The organism is Acinetobacter indicus, from assembly GCF_009914475.1.
In the GTDB taxonomy this organism is placed as follows: domain Bacteria; phylum Pseudomonadota; class Gammaproteobacteria; order Pseudomonadales; family Moraxellaceae; genus Acinetobacter; species Acinetobacter indicus.
Genome location: NZ_CP045198.1, coordinates 2,914,526 through 2,927,056, shown reverse-complemented (window position 1 = coordinate 2,927,056; position 12,531 = coordinate 2,914,526). Strand labels below are relative to the sequence as shown.

General features: G+C 46.3%; 8 protein-coding genes. 1 reads left to right on the top strand and 7 read right to left on the bottom strand.

The annotated features are described in order from the left end of the window. Positions 1-35: 35 nt before the first annotated feature. The 7 genes from GA693_RS14340 to GA693_RS14310 all read right to left on the bottom strand — a co-directional run bounded on the left by GA693_RS14340 (position 36) and on the right by GA693_RS14310 (position 8,358). Entirely contained in the window at positions 36-896 is an 861-nt protein-coding gene (locus GA693_RS14340) for an alpha/beta fold hydrolase (RefSeq protein WP_005181976.1), read from the bottom strand. A 282-nt stretch (positions 897-1,178) separates the two neighbouring features. Continuing rightward, positions 1,179-2,450: an OprD family outer membrane porin gene (locus tag GA693_RS14335; RefSeq protein ID WP_160241648.1), complete on the bottom strand. Its 1,272-nt coding sequence runs from the start codon at positions 2,448-2,450 to the stop codon at positions 1,179-1,181. A gap of 589 nt (positions 2,451-3,039) precedes the next feature. Next, entirely contained in the window at positions 3,040-4,059 is a 1,020-nt protein-coding gene (gene dmpG, locus GA693_RS14330; RefSeq protein WP_005181971.1) for a 4-hydroxy-2-oxovalerate aldolase, read from the bottom strand. An 11-nt stretch (positions 4,060-4,070) separates the two neighbouring features. Then, entirely contained in the window at positions 4,071-4,967 is an 897-nt protein-coding gene (locus tag GA693_RS14325; protein ID WP_005181969.1) for an acetaldehyde dehydrogenase (acetylating), read from the bottom strand. Positions 4,968-5,003: 36 nt separating this feature from the next. Then, positions 5,004-5,801 carry a 2-keto-4-pentenoate hydratase gene (locus tag GA693_RS14320; protein ID WP_005181967.1) on the bottom strand — a complete coding sequence of 266 codons (798 nt, stop codon included), beginning with the start codon at positions 5,799-5,801 and terminating at the stop codon, positions 5,004-5,006. Between the two features lie 537 nt (positions 5,802-6,338). Beyond that, positions 6,339-7,007, bottom strand: coding sequence for an HAD-IA family hydrolase (locus GA693_RS14315; RefSeq protein WP_016659605.1), 669 nt, complete (start codon positions 7,005-7,007; stop codon positions 6,339-6,341). 382 nt (positions 7,008-7,389) lie between these two features. Continuing rightward, complete coding sequence (locus tag GA693_RS14310) at positions 7,390-8,358, bottom strand: RluA family pseudouridine synthase (protein WP_016659606.1); 969 nt, start codon at positions 8,356-8,358, stop codon at positions 7,390-7,392. Positions 8,359-9,111: 753 nt separating this feature from the next. On the opposite strand from GA693_RS14310, the gene GA693_RS14305 reads away from it, so the two are divergent. Beyond that, positions 9,112-12,513 carry an Rne/Rng family ribonuclease gene (locus GA693_RS14305; protein WP_160241649.1) on the top strand — a complete coding sequence of 1,134 codons (3,402 nt, stop codon included), beginning with the start codon at positions 9,112-9,114 and terminating at the stop codon, positions 12,511-12,513. Positions 12,514-12,531: the final 18 nt, after the last annotated feature.

Genomic DNA, 12,531 nt, shown 5'->3' with positions numbered 1-12,531 from the left:
CCTGTCACCATCCTTTTTTCGCTTTTATCACCGGCTTATTTTACGCCGTGCGCCGCCAGGTAGTTTTTAATAACTGTGTTGAACTCATCGGCTTTTTCAACTTGTGACCAGTGACCACATTGGCTGAAGATGTGTGCATCTGCATTTGGCACCACATTCAGGATGTCCCAGGTACGGGATACTGGAATCACCACGTCTTGAGTACCATGAATCAGAAGTACAGGTACGGTGATGTCTTTCATTTTTTCGAAGTCTAACGGGAATTCGAAACGGTCACGGTCACGCGCACCCACCACGTCCATTAAACGGTCAGATGCATAGTCATTTGCAGCCGAGTCAAAACGGACTTTCACCAGTTCGTCTGTAATCAGGTCTTTGTTCACCACGAACATAGACAGTGTCTTACGGATCCCTTCTTCAGTCAGTACTGGGTTCGCGTGCGCTTTCAGTGCCGCAGTTTGCTTGGCACCACCGGTACCCATAGACACGATACCCAGAACGCGCTCTGGATAATCCAGTGCCAATTGAAATGCCAACCAGCCACCTAAAGAGTTACCCACCAACCAGGTTTTCTCGATACCTAAAGCATCTAAGGTACGGATTGCGTGATCAACCCAGGCACGGATCCCGTATTGGGTACCCGGTGCAACAACGGTTTGACCATAACCAATGGTATCAATCGCGATACAACGTGCCTGTTCACCAATTTGTGGCAGGTTTAACCACCAGTTGGCCGCTGCAGATACACCCGTACCTGAACCGTGCAAGAACAGAATTGGCGTACCTTCACCAATTTCATGGTAATGGGTGAGTTCACCTTCTGCGGTTTCAATCCATTTATCTTCTAAGCCAAAGAATGAATCTGTTGTATAGTCAGGGATTTGGACAGTGCTCATACTTACTCCTCATACAGTCTTTAGCTTGCGTTTCCCTCAATCTTGGAAGGTCTGGACGTCAAGTGACTCGTTGAACATGCGTTTTCTATAGGCTTATATTAACCGCTCCTGCGCTTTCAACTGATACAAAATTACGATTTTAAGCTACAAAAAAACGATTATTTAAGCCATTGTTTTTAAACATTTTAGTTAATTTTAAATCCTTATTTTTATTAGGACTTTCATCTGTTTTTACATAAAAAAGAGCAGCTGGAGGTGCAGCTGCTCTTTGAGCTTGACCAATTAGAATGTATAGGTATAGGTCGTCGCGATACGGTGTTCTTCTAGATCGTTACCACCTGAGATATTGTCATAGTTGGTATCAATAAACATGTAGTTGAAACCTAAACCTTTTAGCTTACCTTCTGGTACCACATAGTTCACAATCAGGTTGTTTTCATTTTCTTTGCCACGCGGTTCGCCTGCACCATTATCGACATCCCAACCACGGAAATGACGTGCAGTTGCGGTTAAACCTGGTACACCCACATCAGCAAAGTTATAGGTATAACCCAAGCTCCATGATTTTTCATCTTTACGGATAAAGCTTGCCACCGACCAGTTGTCTAGATAAGGCTGTGGTACCCAACCACCCAATGTCGGGAACATTGGCGCTTTGTTACCATGCTCTCCAAACATTTGCTGGTAGCCTAATTGTACTGTGTGCATACCATGGTTGATTTTTGCACCTGCAGACACGGCCTGGCTGTCAATCTTGCCATACAGCTGGTCACCCGATTCGCTGTTGTCAAAATAACGTACATGGGTGTCTAACTTGGTGTTTTCAGCCAAGGTCGTTTTATAGTTTACAGCGGCATAGTGTTGTTGGTAGATGTTGGTGACATCGGCATACCAGTAACTACCACCCACTTTTGGGGTGAATTGATGATCAATCCCGGCAATATACATACCGTCATCTGTACTGACTGCTGTCGCAAAGTTGTTTTGCGGAAATAAGCTCAGGTCATGATATTGATTTTCATAACGTGCATTAATGCCATCTAAATATGCCAAGGTCAGTTTAGTATCTTTAATGTCCTTAGACTCTAACCAGGCACCACTATAAGTAGTCAGTAATTGGCGAGATGGATCAAAGAATACCACTGGTGACATTGGTAATAGATCACCAACCTTCAACTCAGTTTCAGATACCTTAACTTTTAAGGTTGCACCAACTTTACCAAAATGATCTTTAGATTCTTTGCCATCGTGAGGTAACACCCAATCCGGATTTTGATCACGGCCGTTGAGTTTAACTGCATGTTGAACCAGTACATCTGCTCCAATTTGCACGCCACCACCAATATCATGATAACCAGACTTGGCATCCAAAGTTACCGCCTGTGACCATGAACCAAAGTTCAATTCTGGTTTATCTTGATACTGACGATCTAAATAGAAATTTTTAAATTTAAGTTGAACATTGCTGTCATCAATAAAATCTGCATATATAGCAGAAGTTCCTAAAGTTGCTGTCGCAGCAAGCATTGCTATCCATAATTTTTGACGACGCATGGTAAATTTTCCCATTCAGCAGATAAAAACAATGCCGTCATCATGCGTAAGCATAATCAAATAGAAAATCCGACCACAGTATTAAACATTTATCGTTTTGGGCATTTTTTTGATTTCACAGCGCTTTTTTTATTTTTTTAAGATATTTCACCAATCATTTCCCTGCTAAATACTCTCCACCCTGCAAATATAAACCCCTGTTATTCATATTATTTTTCACTGTATTTTTTATTTATTTTGAGTTTTTAGGCTTTATTTATTGGTTTTAACATTAACACTTTAACTAATAGCTTTTAACTATCAGTATTATTTATAAAAAATTTAATATTTAAAACAATTCAGCTTTTCCCCGAATTTAAACCCCTTAGCTTTCCATTCCCCCTTCTCCATCCTTTTAAAATAAATCTCGGCTGATCATTTAAAAGACTTTTTATATAAAAATAAGATGCGTTTTAAATACATTGATCTGTGTGATTTTAAATCCGGATTTATTTTTAAAGTGTGATATTAAGCAACTCAATCACACCAATAAAAAAAGCACCCCAAATATATTGGAGTGCTTTGCTTAAGCCAGTTTTAAAATTAAAACTTAAGCTTGCATTTCACGTGCTTTAGACATAGTAAGCGCCAGGTCTTCAATCATGTCTTCCTGACCGCCCACTGTACCACGGCGACCAAGTTCCATCAGGATTTCACGCGCAGACACGCCATATTTCGCTTCAGCGCGTTTTGCAAACAACAGGAATGAAGAGTAAACACCCGCATAACCTAAAGTTGCCGCATCACGGTCTGCACGAATTGGGTTGTGCATCATTGGAATCACAAGGTCTTCAGCAACGTCTTGTACTTTGAACAGGTCAACGCCTGTATCCATACCCATACGGTTCGCTACAGCAATGAACAATTCAAGTGGTGTGTTACCCGCACCCGCACCAAGACCTGCAGAGGCCAAGTCCACACGTACTGCACCTGCTTCAACCGCAGCAACCGTATTTGATACACCCATACCTAAGTTGTGGTGACCGTGGAAACCGAGTTCGATGCTTGGGTCAAGGTGTTGACGTAAGTGACCCACGCGGTCTTTCACGTCTTGAGGAAGCATGTAACCTGCTGAGTCTGTGACATAAATACAGTTCGCACCGTAAGACACCATCTTCTGTGCTTCTTCTAAAAGACGCTCAGGAGAAGCCATGTGAGCCAGCATTAAGAAGCCCACGGTGTCCATGTCGAGTTTACGAGCAGCAGTGATGTGCTGTTCAGAACAGTCCGCTTCTGTACAGTGTGTTGCAACACGAATCGTTGATACACCAATTTCATGCGCCATTTTCAAATGATCAACTGTACCGATACCAGGAAGAAGCAGTGCAGACACTTTCGCATTCTTCATACGTGGCACAACAGCAGACAGGTATTCTTCGTCAGTAGCAGCAGCAAAACCGTAGTTCACTGATGAACCACCAAGACCGTCACCGTGGGTCACTTCAATTAAAGGTACGCCTGCATCATCTAATGCTGTTGAAATGGCAATCATTTGCTCAACAGTGGTTTGATGGCGCTGCGGGTGCATACCATCACGTAAAGTCATATCATGAACAATAATCTTAGACATGAGGTTGCTCCTTAAGCTTCAGCAGTGTTGAAAACGTGTTCAGCAAACATTTCTGCAGTACGTGCAGCTGCTGCTGTCATGATGTCGAGGTTACCTGCATATTTCGGCAAGAAGTCACCTAAACCTTCGACTTCTAAGAAGATCGAAACACGGTTACCGTCAAAAATAGGACCGTTTACCAGTTTGTAACCTGGTACATATTTTTGCACTTCTTTAATCATCGCATGTACAGATTCAGTGATCGCAGCTTGATCTGGCTCACCTTCAACTAAACAATGTACTGTGTCACGCATCATCAGTGGTGGCTCAGCTGGGTTAATGATGATGATCGCTTTACCTTGTTTCGCACCACCAACTTTCTCAATTGCACCTGCAGTAGTACGGGTAAATTCATCAATGTTTTTACGCGTACCTGGACCAACTGATTTCGTCGATACCGTTGCAATGATTTCGCCATATTCAACCGGTTGAACGCGAGAAACCGCAGCAACCATTGGAATGGTTGCCTGACCGCCACACGTTACCATGTTGACGTTTGGCACTTCACCAGCCGCAAGCAATGCTTCCAGGTTGACAGGTGGTACGCAGAATGGACCAATTGCAGCCGGTGTTAAGTCAATCATTAACACGCCAAGTTCATTGAGCTTGCGGCTGTTTTCTGCGTGTACGTATGCAGACGTTGCATCGAATGCAATTTTGATGTCATCTTCGATTACGTGAGGAAGAAGACCATCTACACCTTCAGCCGTGGTTTTTAAACCCATTTTCGCCGCACGCGCCAGACCTTCAGATGTAGGATCAATACCCACCATCCATACTGGCTCTAACCATTCGCTACGTTGTAATTTGTAAAGCAAATCAGTACCGATGTTACCTGGACCGATCATTGCACATTTAATCTTTTTCATGAATGTACTCTCTTAAAATTCTGATCAGGTTGGGGCTTATTCAGCAGCGAATGCCGCTGTAACTGAACCAAAGCCTTCAATTTCAACTTTGAATTCATCGCCTGGTTGCGCCACAACCATTGGCCCTAATGCACCTGTTAAGATGATGTCGCCTTTTAACAATGGACGACCACGGCGTACCATTTCATCTGCCAGCCAGACTGCAGCATTCAATGGGTTGGCTAAACAGGCTTTACCCACACCTTGAGAAACCACTTCTTCACCGCGGGTCATGACCATCTTACAGTTCACAAGATCCAGGTTTTCCAGTTTTACCGGTTGAGAACCCAGTACAAACGCCGCTGAAGATGCGTTGTCTGCCACGGTGTCAATCAGGCTGATTTTCCAGTTTTCAATACGGCTATCCACCACTTCTACTGCTGGCAGTGCGTAGTCAGTTGCACTGATAATGTCAGCATAGGTGTGTTTTTCTTTGGTCAAATCTTCTTTAATGACCAGTGCAATTTCTGCTTCAACTTTCGGTTGAATCAGCAAACCTGCAGGAATGGCTTCACCATCACCATAGGCCATATCTGCAAACAACATACCGAAATCTGGCTGATCAACACCCAGTTGTGCCTGAACTACCTTCGAGGTCAAACCAATTTTGCGACCTACTAAACGGCGGCCTTCTTTCAACGCGCGTTCGGTATTTACTTCTTGAACTGCGTACGCGATATCTACATCAGCAGATTCACCGCCTAATTGTGGGCGAATCGGTGCAATCGCAGTTTGTGATAATTCAGCATCTCTTAACGCTTGAGCAACTGATGCAACAACAGCAGAATTCGACATCAATGTTTCCTTAAACTGCAAAAATTGGGCTTATGCTGTTGACTAGATTTTCCGGCATGCAGCTGAACATCGGCCGATATAGGGGGGACTGATCAGAGCGGCAACAGGCTGTTGCTGCCGATCTCTAGCAAACGCGCATAGATATAAACTGATTTAGAATCGGAAAAATGGACTTTTTATGCCAATACTTATTTTATTTTTTACAATAGCTAGAACCTATAACACAGCCACAACTCAACCGACACGAAGCCCCTGATAGCTATAGATTTCCGAGTATTTCTATCCACTTTTTAAGAAAATCTGGATGAGAAGTTTCAGCGCTTAAGGCTTCGGTATTAGACGATTTTATCAGCAGCTTTTAGAGGCAATAAGGCTGCACAGTGTTTATACAGCCTCTAGAACAGAAAAAGAAAGACGAAACTTTGCAATCACGCAACATGCCCAGGCAGAGATCAATATAAGAAGGAAGAAAATAAGCTCTTGAATAAAAGAAGAAGCGGCAAGAGGTTCACTTCTTCTGAAAAGATGCTCTCCCACCTAGATGGCCTGTTTCATTTGTACCTGCTGTAACAGGAACTGATGCAGGCTGCTGACATCCCCGGCAATTTTTAGCGGTTGAAACAGCTGTAACACTTCGACCGTATGTACCCCATAGCTGACACCCACACGCGGCATGGCAATAGCCTGCGCCATTTCCAGATCATAAGAGGTATCGCCGACCATAATTGCCTGCTCAGGGCGCACCCCGGTTTCTGCCAGAATTTCTTCTAACATTAAGGGATGCGGTTTAGAGCGGGTTTCACTGGCGGCACGGGTCGCAGCAAACAGATTCATACTTTGAGTCTGCTGCAATACACGATCTAGGCCTTTACGACTTTTACCGGTAGCCACCGCGAGTTTTACCCCGGCATTCTGTAAATCATCCAGCATCGCCGCCACACCATCAAACCAGACATCGGTTTTGGAGTTGGCTACATAGTGCTCGGAATAGCACTGTAAAATCTCGCCATGCAATTCCGGCACCATCGGGAACAAACGCTGCGCCACTTCAGGCAGGCCCAAACCGATAATGCTTTTGGCTGCTTCATCGGTTAAGGGTTGCTGAAACTGCTGTGCAGCGAACTGTAAACTCGCCACAATTTGACCGACTGAATCAAACAAGGTGCCATCCCAGTCGAAAATGATGAGTTCTACAGCTGTATTCATATATGGTTTCCTCGATTTGATTCGGTTTAAATCCACCCCGACCCTCCTTTAAAAAAGAGGGAGAGCTTCATTAGAAAATAACTTTTATTGCAAGATCACAACAGATATTAATTACCCAACGGCGACATCCATGTCGCCTTTCGCACATTTCGGATGCAGATATCATTTACTATCGCAACGCTCCCTCTCCTGAACGAGTTTAAAGCACTGCTTTAAACGACGTGCAAGAAGGAGACTTGCGCAGCAGTGCTGCTCAGGGAGAGGATTTTTCCGAAATTTAATCTCCCCCTTTCGGAACAATGTTCCTCATCTTTAATTTTAATAAAGAGGGAAATTTCCCACTTAAATAAAGCAAGACGAACGAGAATTAAAAAGCCAAAGATTACTCATCATCTTCTGCAAGCGTTACCACCTTATCCGCCTTCTGCGCTCTTAACTGCGCCACCAGACTCTGCATATCTTCAGGCAATGGTGCTTCAATGGTTGGATAACCCGGAATCTCCAGACGCATGGCGTGCAAGCATAAACGGCGTGGTTTAGGCCCGCGATATTCGGTTTCATGACCGTATTTTTCATCACCCACCAGCGGATGGCCAATACTCAGACCATGCACACGAATCTGATGGGTACGTCCAGACAGCGGCGATGCATAGACCAGTGTGGCATGCATAAAGCGCTCTTGCACATTCCACTGGGTTTTCGATTCTTTACCTTCTTTAGACACACGCACGCGACGTTCGCCATTGGCCAGCTCATAACGATGTAGAGGTGCATCAATCAGCTGTTTGTCCAGCGTCACCTGTCCTTTCACCACCGCAGCATAGGTTTTACGGATTTTGTGCTCACGCAGCATGTCCTGCAAGGTTTTTAATACGCTGCGTTTTTTCGAAATCATCACCAGACCCGAAGTATCGCGGTCAATGCGGTGAATCAGCTCCAGATATTTTTTCCCGGTGGCCGCGCGCAAGCCCTCAATCAAGCCATAGGCCACACCACTGCCCCCATGCACGGCAATGCCCGATGGCTTGTTCACCACCATCAGCCCTTCATCTTCATAGATGACCCGGTTCAGCAAGCCTTGAGCAACTTTATCTGACACCGGCGCCGGGGTATCATCTTTCTGTTCAAAACGGATTGGAGCAACCCGGATCTGATCGCCAATATTCAGCTTGGTTTCGGCTTTGACCCGTTTTTTATTGACCCGCACCTGACCTTCACGAATCAGACGGTAAATCCGGCTTTTGGGCACGCCTTTTAAACGGCTAAACAAAAAGTTGTCAATCCGTTGCCCCGCTTGATGCTCATCGACTTCAAACCAAGTGACACTTTGCCATTGTTGGGTAGAATTCATACAGTTACGACGACCTAAAAAAATACTAAAATTGATTAAAAACTGATCACTTGGGCTATGCTTTACACAAGAAACATAAGCTTAGCCCATAGGCAGATGATGCAAGGTTTGATATAGTCAGCGCACGGAAACCATCGTAAGTGGGTAAAAGTTGGGTCATTTCGGTTTTTACTGAAGTTGATTATTCAATCAAACACTCCACTAAACACGTAAAGGTCCCAAAAGAATTATGCCGACGCCGAAGGCTTATTATATCGGCAAAACTGCAAACTGTTGCGTTTAATTGTACTTAAGGTACATAAATCAGTTTGCCTGAAAAAATATGTCGCCAACCTCAAGTTGGTTTTTAAACGTAAACTGATACACATCAGACTAGTCGTTCCCTGATGTCGCATTCAGGCTACAGCGTTGATACATTGGATCTGCACAAATTGTAAAGATACGACGATAATTCCGTATCAAGACACTCGACTAAAAGAAGGGATGATCTTTGAGCAATGTGACAGTGAAAGTTACTCACATCCAATGTACCGCTCGTCCGCCAGTGAAACGACCAGGTGACTTTAATCGTTTAAAGATTGAAGCCGTATTGACATCATCAATACGTGAATCATCCACCGAAACCCGATTATCAGGCCGGTAGAGAAACGTTCAGACCGCTGTATTTGAGATCTGAACCATGATCCGTGATGTTTGATGCTCGCTACGTATAGAGCGATGTTTTGCTGTGTATCACTATAAGGTGTTACACCCATGAAACGTATGTTGATTAATGCAACACATGCTGAAGAAATTCGCGTTGCACTTGTCACTGGTCAGCGTCTTTACGATTTTGATTTAGAAAATCGTACCCGTGAACAAAAAAAATCAAATATCTATAAAGGTCATGTGACTCGCGTAGAGCCATCTTTAGAAGCTGTATTTGTTGAGTATGGTGCCGGTCGTCAAGGTTTCCTGTCGATGCGCGAAATTGCCAACTCTTACTACAAGGCCGATCCTCGTCAAACTTCAAATATTCGCGAACTGATTACTGAAGGCACCGAACTGCTGGTTCAGGTAGAAAAAGAAGAGCGCGGCAACAAAGGTGCTGCCCTGTCGACCTTTATTTCACTGGCGGGCCGTTACCTGGTCCTGATGCCAAACAACCCGAAAGGGGGTGGTATCAGCCGTCAGATTTCCGGTTCAGTGCGTGAAGAACTGAAAGAAATGCTGGCCTCTTTAAACGTGCCACGCGGTATGAGCGTGATTGTACGTACTGCCGGTATTGGTCGTTCTCAAGAAGAATTACAACTTGATTTACAGCATCTGCTAGATCTGTGGGCGCAAATTCAAAGCACCTCAAGTTCTGGTCCATCGCCAATGCTGGTGCATCAGGAAGCCGGTGTCGTCACGCGTGCCATTCGTGACTACCTGCGTGATGATGTGGCTGAAATCCTGATTGACTCAGAACAGGCCTATAACGAAGCTTATAACTTCGTAAAAGCGGTGATGCCACGTCAGCTCGACAAGTTAAAAACCTATACCCTAAATGAACCACTGTTCGCGCATTTCGGTATCGAAAGCCAGATTCAAACCGCCTATGAACGCGAAGTCAAACTGCCTTCAGGTGGTTCAATCGTGATTGACCAAACCGAAGCATTGGTGTCAATCGACATTAACTCGGCAAAATCAACTCGTGGTCAGGACGTTGAAGATACCGCACTAAACACCAACCTGGAAGCTGCTGAAGAAATTGCACGCCAGTTACGTTTACGTGACATCGGTGGTCTGGTAGTAATCGACTTTATCGACATGACCAAAGACCGTAACCAGCGTATGGTGGAAGCCAAGCTGCGTGAAGCAACGCAAAGCGACCGCGCGCGTATCCAGTTTGGTCAATTGTCACGCTTTGGTTTAATGGAGATGAGCCGTCAGCGCTTACGTCCATCTTTAGAAGAAGCGACCGGTTATGTTTGCCCACGTTGTCATGGTACCGGCATGGTACGTGACTTACGTTCTCTCTCACTGTCGATTATGCGTAAAGTGGAAGAGATTGCGCTACGTGAGCGTCATGGTGAAGTTCAGGTTGAAGTACCGGTTGAAATTGCAGCATTCTTATTGAATGAAAAGCGTCACAGCCTGGTTTACCTTGAACAAACCTCAAATGTACGTGTAACGGTATTGCCGCACCCGCATTTAGAAACCCCACATTACGAAATCTCTTACAATCCGGAAGGCTTTGCCCCAACCAGCTATGAACGCACAGCAGCCACCCGCTTAAGCGAACAGGAACTAGGTTATGAAGCCTCTGAATGGCATTTAGAAGAAGAACAGCACGCTCAGCATGCAGCTGCGCCTGCAGCACCGCAAAAGGAACAGAAGCGTCCAGCCAAAGCTCAAGCCGCTGCGCCTGCACAAGTGGCCCCTGCTGCCGCTGCACCAAGTGCTAGCCCATGTGCATGGTTAGAAAACCTGTTTGTGCAAAAACAGGCCAACACGGTTGATCAGTCACGTAGCGCCAACAATGCGGCTGCAGCGATTGAGCAAATGGTCAATAATGGCGCAGTTAGCCGTGGCCAGTTCGGTCAGATTGCAGCTGCGGCGCCTGTGGCTGCACCAGCAGCAGCAACCAGCAATGCTTATCTTGCCCCATCAACTGTGGCCAAGCATGAGCGTGATCACGCTGAAAAACCGGCTGAACGTGAAGAAAAGTCATCACGTCACAACAACAAAAAGCGCAGCAAGCACAAAGAGCCGCGCGAGCAAAACAGCCAGAATGACAACAGCCCAGCACAGCATCAGGTACACGAAGAAGTGGTGCAGCTGTCACGTCAGGAGCAACGTCAGGAAGCGCGTGAAAACAAACGCAACTCCCGCCGTCAGCACAACAACAATGAACAGACGCAAAACGAAGCGCAACAGCAAGATGCTGTGCCACGTCGTGACCGTCGTAACCAGCAACGTCCAGAGCGTCCAAATCGCCACCGCGATGCCAGCGTGCTGAATGACACGGCTGCACCGGCAGCAGCTACAGCAGCACCAGCCGCTGAAGCACAAGGCCTGAAAGTGGACCTGGTGGATGCACCACGTCAGGACGTGATGCCAACTGCTCTGGTGGTGAATGTTGATGCTGCACAAAGTGAAATTGTCGCGCTAAACCAGAACGCAGCCGCTGCACCTGCAGCAACTGCTGAACTTCCGGTTGCGACCAGCACTGAAGCAGTAGAAGAAGCACCAGTACCAAAAGAAGAAGTGGCACCTGCGGCAATTGTGGCTGAAGAGCACAAATCGCAACCGGTGAAACGCGCCAGCAACGATCCGCGTCAGCGTCGTCGCCAGCAACGTGAAGGTCGTGCGCAACAAAACCAGCCGCCAAAGCTGTCACCATCTCAGGTTCCAGCCTTGCAGCAGTACACGGTAGGCAGCCTGATCCGTCATGTGTATGGTGAAGATTGCTCGGTACTGATTGAGCAGTTTGGTTTAATCCCAACCTTTAACCGCGCCCTGCAAAAGTTCACTGAACAATATGCAGCCAGCCTGGTCGCTCAAGCACCTGCGGCAGAAAGCCAAAAGCAGCCTGTGACCCGTGATGTTGAAGTCAGCAAAGCTGAGCCAGAAGCAGAACCTGCTCCTGTGCTGGACCTGACTCCACCAGCGCCAGTCAAACGTGTGGCCAATGATCCGCGTGAGCGTCGTCGTTTAGCCAAACTTGCTGCCGAACAGGCGCTGGAACAGGCCAAACAGGCCCATGCCGACGAAGCAGAAAAAGCACCCGCTAACGATGCACCAGCAGAAACTGCGGCGGACGCTCAAGCAGCTGAAGCAACAGAAGCCACTGCTGCAAGCAGCACAGCAGCACCTGTAGAAGCGACTGCCGAGCCAGCAGCAACTGAAGCAGCACCAGCGGCTGAAACCACTGCGACTGAAACTGAAGTGGCGACTGAAGAAAGCGCTGCAGCCGAAGCACCGGCTAAAGAAACAGCGAAAGCTGAAGCAGCGCAACCAGTACAGGCTGAACTGCCAGTTGATGCAGCAGATGCCAGCGAAGCACCGGCAAATGCAGAAGCTGAAGCTCCAGAAGCCGCAGCAGACAAGGCCGAGAAAGAAAAACCGGCACGTCCGCGTCGTCCACGTGGCCGTCCACCAAAGAAAGCCAACACCTCAACTGAGTCATAATTTGCTTTTTTGCAGGTG

Coding starts and splice junctions, on each gene's coding strand:
- GA693_RS14340 (WP_005181976.1), bottom strand. CDS start 896: ATGAGCACTGTCCAAATCCCTGACTATACAACAGATTCATTCTTTGGC.
- GA693_RS14335 (WP_160241648.1), bottom strand. CDS start 2,450: ATGCGTCGTCAAAAATTATGGATAGCAATGCTTGCTGCGACAGCAACT.
- dmpG (WP_005181971.1), bottom strand. CDS start 4,059: ATGTCTAAGATTATTGTTCATGATATGACTTTACGTGATGGTATGCAC.
- GA693_RS14325 (WP_005181969.1), bottom strand. CDS start 4,967: ATGAAAAAGATTAAATGTGCAATGATCGGTCCAGGTAACATCGGTACT.
- GA693_RS14320 (WP_005181967.1), bottom strand. CDS start 5,801: ATGTCGAATTCTGCTGTTGTTGCATCAGTTGCTCAAGCGTTAAGAGAT.
- GA693_RS14315 (WP_016659605.1), bottom strand. CDS start 7,007: ATGAATACAGCTGTAGAACTCATCATTTTCGACTGGGATGGCACCTTG.
- GA693_RS14310 (WP_016659606.1), bottom strand. CDS start 8,358: ATGAATTCTACCCAACAATGGCAAAGTGTCACTTGGTTTGAAGTCGAT.
- GA693_RS14305 (WP_160241649.1), top strand. CDS start 9,112: ATGAAACGTATGTTGATTAATGCAACACATGCTGAAGAAATTCGCGTT.